Source organism: Prevotella micans F0438, from assembly GCF_000243035.1.
Lineage (GTDB): Bacteria > Bacteroidota > Bacteroidia > Bacteroidales > Bacteroidaceae > Prevotella > Prevotella micans.
This window is the reverse complement of sequence record NZ_JH594521.1, coordinates 397,028-412,391: the sequence shown is the minus strand read 5'-3', so window position 1 is coordinate 412,391 and position 15,364 is coordinate 397,028. Positions and strand designations below refer to the sequence as shown.

Sequence of the window (15,364 nt, the reverse complement as noted above, 5' to 3'; positions counted from 1 at the left end):
CCAATGAACATAACCCTCTCCAACCTGTCGATAGGTTATCGCGGTCATCAGCCAATCCTGTCGGGCATCAACGCAACTATTAGTCAAGGCCAGTTCACATGCCTCGTCGGACAGAACGGCGCTGGTAAATCAACCCTACTGAAAACCATTGCCGGATTCGTGCCGCGACGGAGCGGAGAACTCTCAATAAACGGGCACGACATCGCCCAACTTTCGCAACATCAACGAGCCCGTCTCATCGGGATAGTGCTCACCGGACGAACCGATATTGAACATCTAACCGTACACGAAACCGTTGGACTAGGTAGAACGCCTTACACCGGATTCTTCGGAAAACTCACCTCTCACGACACTCGAATCATAGCCCAAGCCTTGGCAATTACGGGCATCGAAAATCTGGCATCACGTCGTTTGAGCACCCTTTCCGACGGCGAACTGCAAAAAACAATGATTGCCCGAACACTCGCACAGCAAACACCCATAATATTGCTTGACGAACCAACGGCTTTCCTCGACTATCACTCGCGAATAGAACTTTTCAGATTGCTCAACACATTAACCTCCCAAAACAATAAACTAATAATCCTCTCAACCCACGACCTCGAACTCGCTGCTCGTTTCGCCGATAAACTCTTCGAAATAAAAAATGGAAAACTGCATCCCATTTCATCCGTCGAGCTAAATCATAATATCAAATCGATGTTCGAATCCTAGTCTGCTTCTTCCCCCGCGAGGGAAACGCTACCTGAGAAAAAAACTATTCTTCCCCCACGAGGGAAATACCACCTGAGAAAAAAGATACTCTTCCCCCACGAGGGAAACACTACCTGAGAAAAAAACTATTCTTCCCTCATGAGGGAAATGCCATATGAGGAAAAATATGCTCTTCCCCCGTGAGGGAAAGCTCCGACATCCTCGAAAACCCTAAAAACAAACGGGTGCTTTGTACGCCCGAGGGAATTTATTTACATTTGCACATCAAAGATTTAGAAAGAAAAACAACATTAAGACACGCTATGATAAATAGAGATTTAATTCGGATAAAGGTTCTACAGTTAACCTACGCATACTATCAAAACGGCAACCGAAATATGGATAACGCAGAAAAAGAACTCCTCTATAGTCTGTCGAAAGCATATGCACTTTATAATTATCTTCTCGCGCTTATTCCAGCAATAACACAAGAGGAGCAAAGACGTGTCGAAATTCTCACAGCAAAGGCCGAACGCGAAGCAACCGAAGCCCCATCATCGAAATTCGTGAACAACAAATTTGCCGCACAACTCGAAGAAAACAAACAACTCAATACCTTCCTCGAAAATCAAAAACAACATTGGGCCGACGACATCGAAACCGTTCGAAAACTGTGCAACCAAATAGAACAAAGCACAATCTACAAGGATTACATGGAAAGCACAGAAGATTCCTACAACGCCGACCGCGAACTATGGCGCAAAATCTATCGCACACTCATTCAGGAAAACGAAGACCTCGACTTGCTGCTCGAAGAAAAAAGTCTCTATTGGAACGACGACAAAGAAGTAGTAGATACATTCGTGCTCAAAACCATAAAACGGTTCGACCCGGCAAACAAAGCCGATCAGGAACTGCTGCCCGAATACAGAGACGAGGAAGACCGCGACTTCGCAATAAAACTATTCCGCTCAAGCATCCTCAACTCCGAAACCTATCAACGCTACATGCGCGATACGAGTCGCAACTGGGATTTCTCCCGACTTGCTTATATGGACGTAATCATCATGCAGATTGCAATCGCCGAAATGCTCAATTTCCCCAACATTCCAATCATGGTGACAATCAACGAATATGTCGACCTGGCAAAACTCTACAGTACACCTCGAAGCGGAAACTACATCAACGGAATGCTTGACTCTATTGCACGCTATCTCATCGAAACCAGCAAACTGTTTAAGCAACTTCCAGAACCCAACACACGCAAAAAGCAAGACAAAAAACACCCAGAACACCAAGAAGAAAAAAATAACAAAACAAACATATAAAAGAAATGAACACAGCAATTTTTCTGGCCGCACAGGCCGCAGGACAAGGAAGTCCGCTTCCGATGATATTCATGATGGTAGCCATATTCGTTGTTATGTGGCTCTTCATGATTCGTCCGCAACAAAAGAAACAAAAACAAATTCGCGCTTTCCAGAACTCACTCCAAGAAGGCTCGCCCGTTGTAACAGGAGGCGGAATATTCGGAACCGTGAAACGAATAGACCTCACAACAAACAAAGTAGAAGTTGAAATAGCACGCGGCGTTGTTATCACGGTAGACAAGAACACCGTTTTTGCCGATGCACAATCATCAGCACAACAACAGCAAGCCAAGTAAGAAAAGAAAATCGATGATGGTTCGCAACGTGTTGCAAACACCCAAACAATTCAGAAACTTCTTGTCGAAAATTATCAACAAGGAGTTTCTGATTTTTTTGTTCTTCCTCGCTCTCAGTGGACTCTTCTGGCTTACGATGACCTTGGACGAAACATACGAGAAAGAATTCTCAATTGACATTCGCCTCATCGGAGTGCCGAAAAACGTAGTCATCACAAGCGAAATAGATTCCACAATACACTTCACCGTGCGCGACAAAGGCTACATGGTTATCCTCTATCAACTCGGACAACAACTCAACCATCCAATATTCTTCGACTACAATACCTACAGCGACAATAAAGGCGCAGGAACAATTCCCATTGCCGATGTGCAACGCCAAATCAACCAACAACTATTCAAAAGCTCGAAGATTACAAGCGTAAAGTCAGACGACCTAGTGTTTACATTTAACTTCGGACAGTGCAAGAAAGTACCCGTACAGATGCTTGGCAACATAGACCCCGGCAACAGCTACTATCTGGCGCATACCGAGTTCACGCCCGATAGTGTCGTTGTCTACGCCACCAAAAAAGTTCTCGACAGCATCCATAAAGCACAAACAGAGAAACTCAATGTCGGTAACTTCACAGAACCCAAGGAAATAACCGTAAATCTGGCCAAGATAGCCAAGGCTAAATTCGTTCCGGCACAAGTGAAAATAAAACTCTTCCCCGACGTGCTCACCGAAGAAAAAGTAGAAGTGCCCATAGAACCAACAAACGTACCCGAAAATAAAGTGTTGCGAACATTCCCCGGGAAAATAACAGTGAGCTTCGTTGTAGGAGCACAGAGGTTGAGAACCCTCCCGAAAGACCTCACAACAAAAGAACTCCTACCAACCGGATTCAAAGTCGTTGTCGACTACAACGAAGTCATGACCCGACATACCGAAAAATGCCGCTTATATCTACTCGCCACACCAAACGGAGTACGAAATGCCCGACTAGCAACAAACTACATAGACTACATCATCGAACAAAGATGAAAATAGCCATAACAGGAGGAATCGGAAGCGGAAAAAGCTTCATTTGCCAACATCTCGCCAAGCGAGGAATAAAGGTCTACAACTGCGACGAAGCTGCCAAACAACTTCTACGCACATCGCCCCAAATGCAACTACAGCTAAGCAAGCTCGTGGGGCCGGAACTTTACCGAAACAACCAATTGCAAAAGAAGATTCTTGCCAGCTTCATTCTCGAAAACAGCAGGTACGCCCGCGCCGTCGACGACATCATCCACCCCGCCGTAGCCCGCGATTTCGAAACATCCGGGTTCGATTGGCTCGAAAGCGCAATCCTCTTCGACAGCAACTTCATCAGTCGCACCCCAATCCATTTTGTTGTCTGCGTCACCGCCCCCACCCCACTGCGCATAGAGCGCATAGTTAAACGCGACAACATTACCCCCGAGCAAGCAAAGAAATGGGTCGATAGACAAATGTCTCAAGCCGAAATCATAAGCCGAAGTAATTATGAAATCATAAACGACGGCCAGCACGATATCAACCGACAGCTCGACCAACTACTCCAAACACTCGAAGAAAATGAATTATTAAATAAAAAATAAACACAACATGTCAGAAACTATCCTTTCAATTGCCGGAAAGCCCGGGCTATTTAAACTCGTCAGCCGAGGAAAAGCAAACCTAATCGTTGAAGCGCTCGACGAAACACACCGTAGGCAACCGGCCTTCGCAACCGACCGTGTAACCAGTCTTGGCGACATCACCATGTTCACCACCGACGACGATATACGCCTCGGAGAAGTGCTCATCAAGCTACGCAACAAAGAATCATCCCAACCAGCATCGCTCAACTGGCGCAAAGCATCGGCCACCGAACTGCACAACTATTTTGCCGAAATAGTCCCGAACTACGACCGCGACCGCGTTCACAACAGCGACATCAAAAAGCTCATTCAATGGTACAACATCCTCATCTCGGCTGGTATAACCGATTTCGAAGAAATTTTTATGCCTAAGCAAGATGAACTCAATTCGCAAGAATAAATCTCTTCCCTGGCATAATAAAAAGAGGGTGTGTCCGCAAAAAGCCAGACACATCCTCTTCTTTCTTAATAGACTTTCGTCAATAAACAAAAATATGCTTATATGAACAACTTGAAACAACGCCGAACCATTCGAAAATATTCATCCGAAGATATCTCAGAAACATTTCTCACCCAACTTCTCACTGAAGCCGAACGTACACCCACAATGGGAAATTTACAACTCTATTCGGTTGTAATTAGCCGAAATTCGGAGATGAAACGTCGCCTTGCCCCGGCTCATTTCAACCAGCCCATGGTTGAATCGGCACCGGTTGTGCTCACTTTTTGCGCCGACTCCCGCCGTACAACACTTTGGGCCCATCAGCGCAAAGGAAATCCGGGCTACAACAATTTCCTATCATTTGTCAACGCTGCCGCCGACGCCCTACTCTATTGCCAAACATTCTGCAATCTGGCTGAAGAAAAGGGTCTAGGCACCTGCTTCCTCGGCACAACATTCTACAATCCGCTCTCGATTGTTGAAACCCTTGCTCTGCCCCGACTCGTTATGCCCGTAGGAACAATAACCCTCGGCTGGCCTGCCGAATCTCCCGACCAGTCTGAACGTTTGCCGATTGAAAGTATCATCCACTCCGAAACCTATTGCGATTACACTCCCGAGCTCATCGACCGGTTCTATGCCGAAAAGGAATCCTTACCCGCCAACCGCCAGTTTGTCGAGATAAACAACAAAGAAACTCTAGCGCAAGTTTTCACCGACATTCGCTACACCCGAGCCGACAACGAGCATATTTCTGCTACACTCATCTCTGCCCTCAAGCATCAAGGTTTTCTAGATTAATTCTCCCCCTACCCTATATTCCGGCCCAGACTCGGCTTTTATGTTACTCAAGCATGTAGAGGAGTGTGTATTCTCGGGTTGTTTTGATGGTGTAGGGGGTCACGGTTTTATGACGTGTGTCGATAGCAATGCGCTCGGAGGGGACAATTTTCATTTCTTGATAAGTTAATTTGGCTTTATGGTGTAGTTTAAATAGCGCTTCCTTGGCACACCATGCTGCAAGGAGGTCGTTGATTGTTTTGAAAGGTTCGTCTATGCGCAGAAATCGGTGGGCGATGCGACGGATGCGTTCAGAGCGATATTCAATGTCGATTCCCACATGATGTGTCGGAGAGAGAATTATGGCTAGGTGCCCTTTAGTGTGCGAAATGCTTATGTTATTGCCGGGAATGATGGGTTCGCCGTCGGGGCCGTGGGTTAACTCAACGTCTTTGCCGAGCATTACATGGAGGAGTTGTTTCTCGGCTTGTTGTTCGGCTTGTCGGCCGTTCGAGATTTTAATTATTCCGAGTTTTGTTCCGTTATCAGTTATCTGTTTTATGATGATTCGGCTCATTTATGGTGACTTTTATTTTACTTATTCTTCTTTCTTCGATGGCGATGATTTCAAAGGTGTAGTTTCGGTAGTTTATTTTTTCGTGTATGCTTGGGAAGTCGCCTTTTATTTCAAGAATCAGTCCGGCGAGTGAATCAGCGTCACCTTCAATGTCGATAAATTCATCGTCGGGCGTTCCGATGATTCTTGTGAAGTCACTCAGGAGTGTTTTGCCTTCGAAGAGGTAGGTGTTGTAGTTTAGTTTGGAGTAGTATTTTTCTTCCTCGTCGTATTCATCGTTTATTTCTCCAACGATTTCTTCAAGTATATCTTCCATAGTCACAATTCCACTTGTCCCTCCAAATTCGTCAACAACGACTGCAATGTGCACTCTGTTGTTTTGAAATTCGCGCAGGAGGTCGTCGATTTTTTTTGTTTCCGGTACGAAATATGGTGGACGTATGAGACTTTGCCACCTGAAATTGGTTGTTTTCGAAAGGTAAGGCAACAGGTCTTTAATGTAGAGTATGCCACGGATGTTGTCTTGGTTGTCTTGATAAATTGGGATGCGCGAATAGTTGTTTTCAACAATGCATTGAAGCACATCTTCATATTTGCTTTTTATGTCGAGGTCCACTATATCCTGCCTGGAGGTCATGATTTCTCTTGCCGTTTCGTCGCTGAATCTGATTATTCCTCGGAGCATTTTCTGTTCATCCTTAATTTCGTTTTGATTGGTGAGTTCGAGGGCCTGTTCGAGATCGTCGACAGATAGTTGCCGATTTTCTTTTTGAACCACTCGCTCGGCAAATGCCCCACTTTTGAGAAGAATATTTTCGAGATACCAAAAGAGACGTCTGAGGAATATTATGCTTTTTGCAGCGCCTCGGCAGAATTTGAGCGGGTTTTGTCGACTGTAAACTTTAGGCATAATTTCGCCGAAAAGCAGCAAAAGAAATGTTAACAGAACGGTTATACAGAGAAACTCTAGCCATTCGGCTTTGAATCGAACTAGGTTTGTGAGCACATAGTTCGAGAGCATTATTATCGTGACGTTGACAAGATTGTTTGTTATGAGAATTGTTGCAAGGGTGCGTTCGCTGTCTTCACGGAGAAGCTGTATGTTTTTGTCGGCTACCCTTTTGTTTGGGTCGAGTTGGTCGAGGTCGTTAGGCGATAGACTAAAGAATGCTATCTCCGACCCGCTTGCGAATCCTGACAGGAATAACAATACGGCCGATAGCAATGCCGATATTATAACACCAATTGTTGGCTGTTGAAATTCAATGTAGGATGAAAGGTCAAGTAGTAGTTCGTGCATTTTTAGAATGGCAATTTAGCGTCGGTTTCTTCTCCGGTTGTTTCTGTTTGTGCAGTATTTGCAGTGGTGTTTTCCGTACGTCTGGATTGGGCTAACCATTCTAAATTGTCGGCATATATCTCGGTCAATGCGTGTCGAATACCTTTCTTATCGTCGTAATTACGATAACGCAAACGTCCCTCGATATATAACTTATCACCTTTATGAATGTATTTCTCAGTGTATTTAGCCAGTCCTTTAAACAGGACTATATTATGCCAATCGGTATGGTCGGGTACTTGAGTGCCATTCGGTAGAACATAACCTCGTTCTGTTGTGGCTAAACTGAAGGAGGCAACGCATTGGTCGGATTCGAAATATCTAATCTCAGGCTCTTTGCCGACATTCCCAATCAGCATTACTTTGTTCATTGCTCAAACATCAAAAAAAGACTCACTGAATGTGATTATCTCCACATCCCAAGATATCTAAAATTGAAGTTTTTTCCCTTTGCTGATGGGAATTGGCTACGGCTATCAACTCTTTCTCGCAGATAATCTACAATTCGACTATAGCAATCGGCGCCGGATAAAGCCTTGCAGTTTGCAACAAAAAGAGTATCTCGATATTCGTGCTTGCCGGTTGATGGAATCAGAACAACTCGTTTGAAATTCAATGTTCCTTCATACCATCCTTCTCTTTCTTGGTTTAGATGCATAATAGAGGGGTTTTCTTTGCGTTGAACGAAATCATTTCCACTACGCAATGCTTTTTTCTGTTTGAAATCAAGCATCGTTGCAGCCTCGGTTTTAATTATAATGAAATAAATACGTGGACGCACTTTATATCGCTTCGGATAGAAGACATCACTTTCTACATATTCCCTAATGTCTGCCTCCAAATCTTGTGTCATCTGGATATCGGGAATAGAAACTAAAAAGTCAATGGCTTCGTCGACGCTATGAGCTAATATCTCGTGGTCGAAGAATCTTAAATATAAATTCATTTGGATGCGTTAATATGTTTCTCTAAAAAAGAGCGGCAAACGGGGCTCGAACCCGCGACCTCGACCTTGGCAAGGTCGCGCTCTACCAACTGAGCTATTGCCGCATAAGAAAAACTCTATAATTAATTGTGAAGAGGAGGAGACTCGAACTCCCACGAAACAATTTTCACTACCCCCTCAAAGTAGCGCGTCTACCAATTCCGCCACCTCTCCAACAAAAAATTATTGTCTCTGAATAAGCTTGTGCCCAGAACAGGACTCGAACCTGCACGTCGTGAAACACACGCACCTGAAACGTGCGCGTCTACCAATTCCGCCACCTGGGCAAATCTAGATTTATCGGAAAGATTTCCTAGAGCTTACTTATTACAGAATGTCAAACAAAAAGAGCGGCAAACGGGGCTCGAACCCGCGACCTCGACCTTGGCAAGGTCGCGCTCTACCAACTGAGCTATTGCCGCATTGAAAACTCCACTAAGTCTTATCGTCGGGGCGACAGGATTCGAACCTGCGACCGCCTGGTCCCAAACCAGGAGCGCTACCGGGCTGCGCTACACCCCGCTAATTTCTCAACAGATTAACTCTATTTCAAAATTGCGAATGCAAAGATAATTTATTTTTTTCTTCTGCCAAAGGTTACTATTACTTTTTGCCGGCTATGGGAACATACAAAAAGGTGGCTAGACGAAGGTGTTAAAAATATCATTAAGAAGTAAGAAGAATCTTCTGCAAAATCTTACAGAATATCTTTTCTAATATCAGGTTTCCTGTCTCTAAAAATTCTGGACTCTATGCCATGAAACAATAAAAATCTAAGATTCGCGCTGGAGCGACGAAGTGATTTTTTAATTTTTACTGTTTCGCGCCGGAGCGAAGCTGTGTTTTTTTGATTTTCTGGCTTTCGCGCTGGAGCGACAGGCTACTTTTTCAATTTTTGCTATTTCGCGCCGGAGCGAAGCCATGTTTTTTTGATTTTCCGGCTTTCGCGCTGGAGCGACAGGCTATTTTTTCGATTTTCACTGTTTCGCGCCGGAGCGAAACTCTTGTTCTTGAAATATTCACGGCTTAGATGCCAAGATATATGGTAGTACGACGTCACAAACGATGATATAAGTTCTGCGACGCCGTTGATATAATCCTATTAATTGATGGGAGAGGATTTATTTCTCCTTTTAGTTTTCAAGGTCCTGGCAATTCAAGATGCGCTGGGCATTTTGGATTCGTTCTTTCGTGGGTGGTGAGACGCCGTCAAGTGTGTAAGGGATTCCGAGTTTTTTCCATTTGAATACGCCTAGTGAATGATATGGTAGTACTTCGATGCGTTTCACGTTGCGAAGGGTTGTTAGAAATTCGTGCAGGCGGAGGAGGGCGTCGTCGTTGTCGGTTAGACCGGGAACGAGAACGTGACGAATCCACACGGGTTTATTGATGTCGGAAAGATAGCGTGCACAATCTAATATATTTTCATTTCCCCAGCCGGTGAGTTGTTTGTGTTCGTGTGAGTCGATGTGTTTTATATCGAAAAGTATTAAGTCGGTGTAGCGCATGAGTTCTTCGAATTTCGAGAAGAATGGTTCGCGACGGGTGAATGGTTGGGCAGCTGTGTCAAGACAGGTGTTTACGCCGAGTGCTTTGGCTTTGCGGAAGAGTTCGATGACAAAATCGATTTGTATGAGAGCTTCGCCTCCGCTAACGGTTATGCCGCCGTCTTTTCCCCAATAGCTTCGATAGTTCAGGGCTTTGGCGAGCACTTCATCAGGTGTGCAGAGGTCATCGGATTGTGTATCCCATGTGTCGGGGTTGTGACAGTAGCGGCATCGCATGGTACATCCTTTAAGGAAGATGATGAAGCGTATGCCGGGGCCGTCGACAGAACCGAACGATTCGAAGGAATGTATTCGGCCGAGTATTTCTTTTTTTTCCATTAATGTTTTTGTGGGTATGAAAATAGGGACGCCGTGTTGTGGGGGCGTCCCTATGGTATGATTATTATCTCGATTTAAGATGGATTACATCTTTTCGTGCGACTGACGGGCGATAACGTCGAGCTGCTGTTCGCGAGTAAGGTCGATGAACTTCACTGCGTATCCACTTACGCGGATGGTAAAGTTTGCATATTCCTCTTTCTCGGGATGCTCCATAGCGTCAACGAGCTTGTCTACACCGAACACATTCACGTTTAGGTGGTGTGCTCCGCGGTCGAAATATCCGTCCATCACGCCCACGAGTGTTTTCGTACGTTCTTCGTCGTTATGACCGAGGGTGTCGGGACTGATGGTTTGGGTGTTCGAAATTCCGTCGAGTGCATATTCGTAAGGCAACTTGGCAACCGAGTTGAGCGATGCCAGCAAGCCATTTTTCTCGGCACCGTACGATGGGTTGGCACCAGGAGAGAGTGGAGTAGCGGCTGGGCGACCGTCGGGCAGATTGCCGGTGTATTTTCCGTAAACCACGTTCGAGGTGATTGTGAGAATACTTGTTGTAGGCTCGGAGTTGCGATATGTGTTGTGCTTGCGAATCATTGTCATGAACGTTTTGAGCAGCCAAACTGCGATGTCGTCGGCACGGTCGTCGTCGTTACCGTAGCGTGGGAAATCGCCCTCGGTTTTGAACTCGAGCGGGAATCCGGTTTCGTCGCGAACGATGTTAACCTTTGCGTATTTGATTGCGCTGATAGAGTCGACAACGTGACTGAATCCGGCGATACCGGTTGCGAACGTGCGACGCAGGTCGGTGTCGATAAGCGCAAGTTCGGCAGCCTCGTAGAAATACTTATCGTGCATGTAGTGAATCAGGTTCAGCGTGTTCACATAGATGTCGGCCAGCCATTCCATCATGTTCATAAAGCGCGGTATGAACTCGTCGTAGGTTACAACGTCGCCTTCGATTGGACGAAGAGCTGGGCCGCATTGTTCGCGAGTTTTGCCGTCTACACCACCGCTGATGGCGTAGAGAACGCACTTTGCAAGGTTGGCACGGGCACCGAAGAATTGCATTTCCTTACCGGTTTGAGTGGCCGAAACACAGCAGCAAATCGAATAGTCGTCACCCCAGATTGGACGCATAACGTCGTCGTTTTCGTACTGGATGGAGCTTGTGATAATCGAAATCTTAGCAGCGTAGTGCTTGAATGCTTCGGGCAGACGTGAACTATAGAGAACCGTGAGGTTAGGTTCGGGCGATGGGCCCATGTTTTCGAGCGTGTGCAGGAATCGAAAATCGTTCTTTGTAACCATTGAGCGACCGTCCATTCCCATTCCGCCTACTTCAAGTGTAGCCCAAACGGGGTCGCCCGAGAACAGCTGGTTGTACGAAGGTATGCGAGCGAACTTAACCATGCGGAACTTCATTACGATGTGGTCGATTAGCTCTTGAGCTTCTTCTTCGGTAAGTGTGCCTTCGGCGAAATCGCGCTGAATATATATGTCGAGGAATGTAGATACGCGCCCAACCGACATCGCTGCTCCGTTTTGTGTTTTGATGGCTGCCAGATAGCCGAAGTAAAGCCACTGAACAGCCTCGCGGGCATTGTTGGCTGGTTGTGAGATGTCGTAGCCATAGATTTTGGCCATTTCTTTCATTTCCTCAAGAGCGCGAATCTGCATCGAGATTTCCTCGCGTAGGCGAATTACATATTCTGTCATTTCACCGCAACCGCAGTTGAGCAGGTCTTTTTTCTTTTCTTCGATGAGGAAGTCAACGCCATAAAGCGCAACACGACGATAGTCGCCCACGATTCTTCCGCGTCCGTAAGTATCGGGCAGTCCGGTGAGAATGTGGTTGTGACGAACAATCTTCATCTCCTCGGTGTAGGCATCGAACACTCCATCGTTATGTGTTTTGCAATATTTCGTGAATATTTCGTGGAGTTTTTCTGACGGTTTGTATCCGTAGGTTGTGCATGCCTGTTCGGCCATTTTGATGCCTCCATAGGGCATGAATGCACGTTTGAGAGGTTTGTCGGTTTGCAGGCCTACAACTTTTTCGAGTTCTTTTGTTCCCTCGCCGATGTAAGCTGGGCCATAGGCTGTCATACTGGAAACAATTTCGGTTTCCATGTCAAGCACTCCGCCTTTTGCTCTTTCTTGCTTCTGTAGTTCTTTGAGCATTCCCCAAAGTTTCTCGGTCGAAGCGGTTGGACCGGCCAGGAACTTCTCATCTCCATCGTAGACGGTGTAGTTGTTCTGAATAAAATCACGCATGTTTACTTCATCAAGCCATTTTGTGCCTGTGAAGCCTCTCCATTCTTTTCTCATGATTTGTTGTTTTTAAAATTGATAAGTTGATAAATAAAATTACGTCTCTTTTGTTTCTCGTTTTTGTATGAGTCGCAGCGGATGATTTTCCACGCGGCAAAAGTAATCAGTTCAACCTGGGCCCTCAATACTTAGTTGTAAGTATAAAGCACTTGCACTGTTTTTAGTGATTGTGCTATTCGTGATATTATCGGCCTTTGTAATCCCTAACATTAAGGAGATTCAGGTTTAAGCTATATTGAAATTGCCTTGGCAAAAATACATCTTTTTTAATTCCTCTCGGCAATTACTATTGAAATCGGGGATTTCGGAGATTGCATCCGGTGGTAACGGTCGGAAAGAGAGTCTCTGTCCCGGGAGTTGCACTCGGTGCAAGACTTGAAACAGGTCTATAACTAATTGTATGGCTCTTTCTCAGTGTATAATAATGTTTGCTGAAAGCAGAGGAGAAGTTAGGGAACCTATACGATTCGTTATAGACCTAAATGGTTATCAGATGCTAGCACACTTTGTGGGATCCTGCGCTGATTACGACGGGATAGACTTCGGGAGCGTGGCCGTATCGGGATTTGAATTTGGCTATGGCTGTAGAGATAAAGTCATCGTAAACGTCATTGCTAACTAGGTTGATAGTACATCCACCAAAACCGCCGCCCATAATGCGGGAGCCGGTTACGCCTGCTTCGCGGGCGAGCTGGTTGAGATAGTCGAGTTCTTCGCAGCTCACTTCGTACTCTTTGCTCAAGCCTTCGTGAGTTTCGTACATCATTCGTCCCACGGTTTCGTAGTCTCCGTGGTTTAGGGCGTCGCAAACGGCGAGTACTCTTTCTTTTTCACCGAGGACGAAATGTGCGCGGCGATAGTCTTCCGTACTCACTTCGTTTTCAACAGCGAGCAGTTCGTCAGGTTCAGCATCGCGAAGGGTTTCAAAGTGTTTTCCGGGGAAGTGTTCGGCGAGTGCCGACACAACGTTTTCACAACTCCGGCGGCGGTCGTTGTAGGGACTGCCTACGAGTTCGTGTTTCACTTTGGAGTTAATGAGCACGAGGGTGTGGTCTTTCGGTTCGAATGGGAAATATTCAAACTCGCGACTGCGGCAGTCGAGTCTCATAAGTTTTCCTTCCTGTCCAAAAACGCTCGCGAATTGGTCCATTATGCCGCAGTTCACTCCAATGTATTTGTGTTCGGTTGCTTGACCGGCCAGCACGATATCCCATTTTGATATTTCGTTGTTGGCGAAGAGGTCGTTAAGTGCACATCCAAAGCAGCTTTCCATGGCGGCCGATGAGCTCATGCCTGCACCTAGGGGCACATCGCCGGCGAAGGCTATGTTGAATCCGCCAACTTGAACACCAAGTTGCTTGAATTCTTGTACCATACCATAAATGAAGCGTGCCCAGGTGGTGCGGGGACCGTCGGGGTCGTTAACCTTGAACTCGACGCGGTCTTTCATATCGATGGAATAGCACATGATTGTGTCGGTTCCGTTTGGGCGAACTTCGGCCATTATTCCTTTGTCGATTGCTCCGGGGAAGACGAATCCGCCATTGTAGTCGGTATGTTCGCCGATAAGGTTTATTCTTCCGGGCGAGAAATAAATGTTGCCCGTCTGACCATCGAAGTGCTTAATGAATCGGCTTCTTACAAATTCAATATCCATAAGTTTGTTCCTTTCTATTTTATTTAATTAACTGGTATATTCTTGTTCACGTTACGGCTGCCTATGAGTGCGTAGAAACACATATAAACTACACCGGCAAGAGGTACGATGTAAGATAACATGTAACCGGCATTGTCGGCAACGAAGTTCTGGAGAAGTGGAAGCAAACCGCCTCCTACTACCATCATCATGAATATTCCGGAGGCCGATGCGGTGTATTTTCCAAGTCCTTCGGTTGCAAGATTGAATATACACGACCACATCACACTCGTGCAGAGTCCGCAGAGCACGAAAAGGAGAGCACATATCGGAACCGTCACCATTTCGAATGCTTTACCAGTAAAGACAGGCATTGACACGGCTATGCTTTTACCAAGAATCATAGCAGTGGCGAGCAAGGCAATTGCTATAATGGTTGTACAGAGCATCATGGTTCGACTGGAGATTTTGTCGGCTATAAATCCGGCTATGAATCGCCCCACGAGCATCAGAAGCCAATAGGTTGCGGCTACCGAACCGGCTATAGCTGTGGCTGTCATTATGGGCAAGCCTCCGCCATCGGCTTTGGTGTCGGATAAATAGTAGATGAGCGTTCCGGGAATTCCCACTTCAACGCCTACATATACAAATATTGCAATCACGCCGAGCACGAAGTGTCTGAAAGCCCAAGGCGAATGTTCGAAAACGGTTGAGGAGTCGGTTTTACCAATTGCGGGGTCTTCGATTGGTATGAAACTTAGGATTATGAATGCCATTGCAAACACTCCCATTGCAATGTAGAGCACAGGATTCACATCGAGCATCGAGGTTTCCTTGGTCACCTGTCCTATGAGTGCGCCTACAAAGAGCGGAGTTAGAGTTCCTGCTAATGAGTTGAGCGTTCCACCAATCATGTTGAGTTGGTTTCCACGGTTTCCACCTCCGCCAATGAGATTGAGCATCGGATTAGTAACCGTATTAAGCATGCATACACAGAAACCTGAGATGAATGCGCCAAGCAGATAGATTACAAAGCCTACAGTTTTTGCTTCGACAAAAAAACCAGAGCAGAACTGGGTGAGAACGCCGAAGAAGCCCACAGCTATTCCAATTAGAGCTGTTCGTTTGTAACCCACTCTAGAGAGCATCTTTCCTGCCGGAATGCCCATGAAAGCATAGGCCAGGAAGTTCATTGCGTTGCCAAGCATACCCACAGTATTGGCACTGGCGCCTCCGAAAGCGTTTTTCCAAATCACGCCGATAGGAGCGGCAAGATTGGTAACAAAAGAAATCATTGCATAAAGAAACATCATCGTGATGATGGCGATGATGCTTCCGTTTTGTTTGGTGTTGCTCATTTTGAATTATTTTATTTT

15 protein-coding genes and 5 tRNA genes are annotated in these 15,364 nt (G+C 45.9%); 7 read left to right on the top strand and 13 right to left on the bottom strand.

What is annotated here, in order from left to right; all coding sequences use genetic code 11:
- Positions 1 to 3 precede the first annotated feature (3 nt).
- The 7 genes from HMPREF9140_RS01620 (at position 4) to HMPREF9140_RS01590 (ending at position 5,252) form a co-directional block, all read left to right on the top strand.
- Positions 4 to 714 carry an ABC transporter ATP-binding protein gene (locus HMPREF9140_RS01620; RefSeq protein WP_006951285.1) on the top strand — a complete coding sequence of 237 codons (711 nt, stop codon included), beginning with the start codon at positions 4 to 6 and terminating at the stop codon, positions 712 to 714.
- A gap of 302 nt (positions 715 to 1,016) precedes the next feature.
- On the top strand, positions 1,017 to 2,021 hold the full coding sequence (gene nusB, locus HMPREF9140_RS01615; RefSeq protein ID WP_006951284.1) for a transcription antitermination factor NusB: 1,005 nt from the start codon (positions 1,017 to 1,019) through the stop codon (positions 2,019 to 2,021).
- 5 nt (positions 2,022 to 2,026) lie between these two features.
- On the top strand, positions 2,027 to 2,359 hold the full coding sequence (gene yajC, locus HMPREF9140_RS01610; RefSeq protein WP_006951283.1) for a preprotein translocase subunit YajC: 333 nt from the start codon (positions 2,027 to 2,029) through the stop codon (positions 2,357 to 2,359).
- A gap of 13 nt (positions 2,360 to 2,372) precedes the next feature.
- Positions 2,373 to 3,386: a CdaR family protein gene (locus HMPREF9140_RS01605; protein WP_006951282.1), complete on the top strand. Its 1,014-nt coding sequence runs from the start codon at positions 2,373 to 2,375 to the stop codon at positions 3,384 to 3,386.
- Positions 3,383 to 3,967: a dephospho-CoA kinase gene (gene coaE, locus HMPREF9140_RS01600; RefSeq protein ID WP_006951281.1), complete on the top strand. Its 585-nt coding sequence runs from the start codon at positions 3,383 to 3,385 to the stop codon at positions 3,965 to 3,967. The genes HMPREF9140_RS01605 and coaE overlap by 4 nt, the downstream gene beginning before the upstream one ends.
- A 7-nt stretch (positions 3,968 to 3,974) precedes the next feature.
- On the top strand, positions 3,975 to 4,409 hold the full coding sequence (locus HMPREF9140_RS01595) for a DUF5606 family protein (RefSeq protein WP_006951280.1): 435 nt from the start codon (positions 3,975 to 3,977) through the stop codon (positions 4,407 to 4,409).
- Between the two features lie 102 nt (positions 4,410 to 4,511).
- The gene (locus tag HMPREF9140_RS01590) at positions 4,512 to 5,252 is read left to right on the top strand and encodes a nitroreductase family protein (RefSeq protein ID WP_006951279.1); all 741 of its coding nucleotides are present in this window, start codon (positions 4,512 to 4,514) and stop codon (positions 5,250 to 5,252) included.
- Positions 5,253 to 5,295: 43 nt separating this feature from the next.
- Here the strand turns inward: HMPREF9140_RS01590 and HMPREF9140_RS01585 are convergent, their stop codons facing one another.
- From HMPREF9140_RS01585 to HMPREF9140_RS01525, 13 genes are all read right to left on the bottom strand, one after another.
- A complete protein-coding gene (locus HMPREF9140_RS01585; RefSeq protein WP_006951278.1) occupies positions 5,296 to 5,808 on the bottom strand; it encodes a 4'-phosphopantetheinyl transferase family protein in 513 nt (170 codons plus the stop codon).
- Positions 5,777 to 7,108, bottom strand: coding sequence for a gliding motility-associated protein GldE (gene gldE, locus HMPREF9140_RS01580; protein WP_006951277.1), 1,332 nt, complete (start codon positions 7,106 to 7,108; stop codon positions 5,777 to 5,779). The genes HMPREF9140_RS01585 and gldE overlap by 32 nt, the downstream gene beginning before the upstream one ends.
- Before the next feature lie 2 nt (positions 7,109 to 7,110).
- A complete protein-coding gene (locus HMPREF9140_RS01575; protein ID WP_018572000.1) occupies positions 7,111 to 7,518 on the bottom strand; it encodes a single-stranded DNA-binding protein in 408 nt (135 codons plus the stop codon).
- Between the two features lie 35 nt (positions 7,519 to 7,553).
- Entirely contained in the window at positions 7,554 to 8,093 is a 540-nt protein-coding gene (locus HMPREF9140_RS01570) for a hypothetical protein (protein WP_006951275.1), read from the bottom strand.
- 31 nt (positions 8,094 to 8,124) lie between these two features.
- Positions 8,125 to 8,197, bottom strand: a tRNA-Gly gene (locus HMPREF9140_RS01565).
- A gap of 25 nt (positions 8,198 to 8,222) precedes the next feature.
- Positions 8,223 to 8,306 (bottom strand) — tRNA-Leu (locus HMPREF9140_RS01560).
- Positions 8,307 to 8,337: 31 nt separating this feature from the next.
- A tRNA-Leu gene (locus HMPREF9140_RS01555) sits at positions 8,338 to 8,419 on the bottom strand.
- A 62-nt stretch (positions 8,420 to 8,481) separates the two neighbouring features.
- Positions 8,482 to 8,554 (bottom strand) — tRNA-Gly (locus tag HMPREF9140_RS01550).
- A gap of 26 nt (positions 8,555 to 8,580) precedes the next feature.
- Positions 8,581 to 8,654: transfer RNA gene (locus tag HMPREF9140_RS01545), tRNA-Pro, on the bottom strand.
- A 611-nt stretch (positions 8,655 to 9,265) separates the two neighbouring features.
- Positions 9,266 to 10,018 carry a pyruvate formate-lyase-activating protein gene (gene pflA, locus HMPREF9140_RS01540; protein ID WP_006951274.1) on the bottom strand — a complete coding sequence of 251 codons (753 nt, stop codon included), beginning with the start codon at positions 10,016 to 10,018 and terminating at the stop codon, positions 9,266 to 9,268.
- An 84-nt stretch (positions 10,019 to 10,102) separates the two neighbouring features.
- Positions 10,103 to 12,349: a formate C-acetyltransferase gene (gene pflB, locus HMPREF9140_RS01535; protein WP_006951273.1), complete on the bottom strand. Its 2,247-nt coding sequence runs from the start codon at positions 12,347 to 12,349 to the stop codon at positions 10,103 to 10,105.
- A 499-nt stretch (positions 12,350 to 12,848) separates the two neighbouring features.
- Positions 12,849 to 14,009 carry a galactokinase gene (galK, locus tag HMPREF9140_RS01530; protein ID WP_006951272.1) on the bottom strand — a complete coding sequence of 387 codons (1,161 nt, stop codon included), beginning with the start codon at positions 14,007 to 14,009 and terminating at the stop codon, positions 12,849 to 12,851.
- Positions 14,010 to 14,032: 23 nt separating this feature from the next.
- Positions 14,033 to 15,346: an MFS transporter gene (locus HMPREF9140_RS01525; protein WP_006951271.1), complete on the bottom strand. Its 1,314-nt coding sequence runs from the start codon at positions 15,344 to 15,346 to the stop codon at positions 14,033 to 14,035.
- Positions 15,347 to 15,364 lie beyond the last annotated feature (18 nt).

Bases quoted from the DNA above. Each gene is read 5' to 3' on its own strand.
- HMPREF9140_RS01605 (WP_006951282.1), top strand. From the start codon at position 2,373: ATGATGGTTCGCAACGTGTTGCAAACACCCAAACAATTCAGAAACTTC.
- HMPREF9140_RS01590 (WP_006951279.1), top strand. From the start codon at position 4,512: ATGAACAACTTGAAACAACGCCGAACCATTCGAAAATATTCATCCGAA.
- gldE (WP_006951277.1), bottom strand. From the start codon at position 7,108: ATGCACGAACTACTACTTGACCTTTCATCCTACATTGAATTTCAACAG.
- galK (WP_006951272.1), bottom strand. From the start codon at position 14,009: ATGGATATTGAATTTGTAAGAAGCCGATTCATTAAGCACTTCGATGGT.
- HMPREF9140_RS01585 (WP_006951278.1), bottom strand. From the start codon at position 5,808: ATGAGCCGAATCATCATAAAACAGATAACTGATAACGGAACAAAACTC.
- coaE (WP_006951281.1), top strand. From the start codon at position 3,383: ATGAAAATAGCCATAACAGGAGGAATCGGAAGCGGAAAAAGCTTCATT.
- nusB (WP_006951284.1), top strand. From the start codon at position 1,017: ATGATAAATAGAGATTTAATTCGGATAAAGGTTCTACAGTTAACCTAC.
- HMPREF9140_RS01595 (WP_006951280.1), top strand. From the start codon at position 3,975: ATGTCAGAAACTATCCTTTCAATTGCCGGAAAGCCCGGGCTATTTAAA.
- yajC (WP_006951283.1), top strand. From the start codon at position 2,027: ATGAACACAGCAATTTTTCTGGCCGCACAGGCCGCAGGACAAGGAAGT.
- pflB (WP_006951273.1), bottom strand. From the start codon at position 12,349: ATGAGAAAAGAATGGAGAGGCTTCACAGGCACAAAATGGCTTGATGAA.
- pflA (WP_006951274.1), bottom strand. From the start codon at position 10,018: ATGGAAAAAAAAGAAATACTCGGCCGAATACATTCCTTCGAATCGTTC.
- HMPREF9140_RS01575 (WP_018572000.1), bottom strand. From the start codon at position 7,518: ATGAACAAAGTAATGCTGATTGGGAATGTCGGCAAAGAGCCTGAGATT.
- HMPREF9140_RS01620 (WP_006951285.1), top strand. From the start codon at position 4: ATGAACATAACCCTCTCCAACCTGTCGATAGGTTATCGCGGTCATCAG.
- HMPREF9140_RS01570 (WP_006951275.1), bottom strand. From the start codon at position 8,093: ATGAATTTATATTTAAGATTCTTCGACCACGAGATATTAGCTCATAGC.
- HMPREF9140_RS01525 (WP_006951271.1), bottom strand. From the start codon at position 15,346: ATGAGCAACACCAAACAAAACGGAAGCATCATCGCCATCATCACGATG.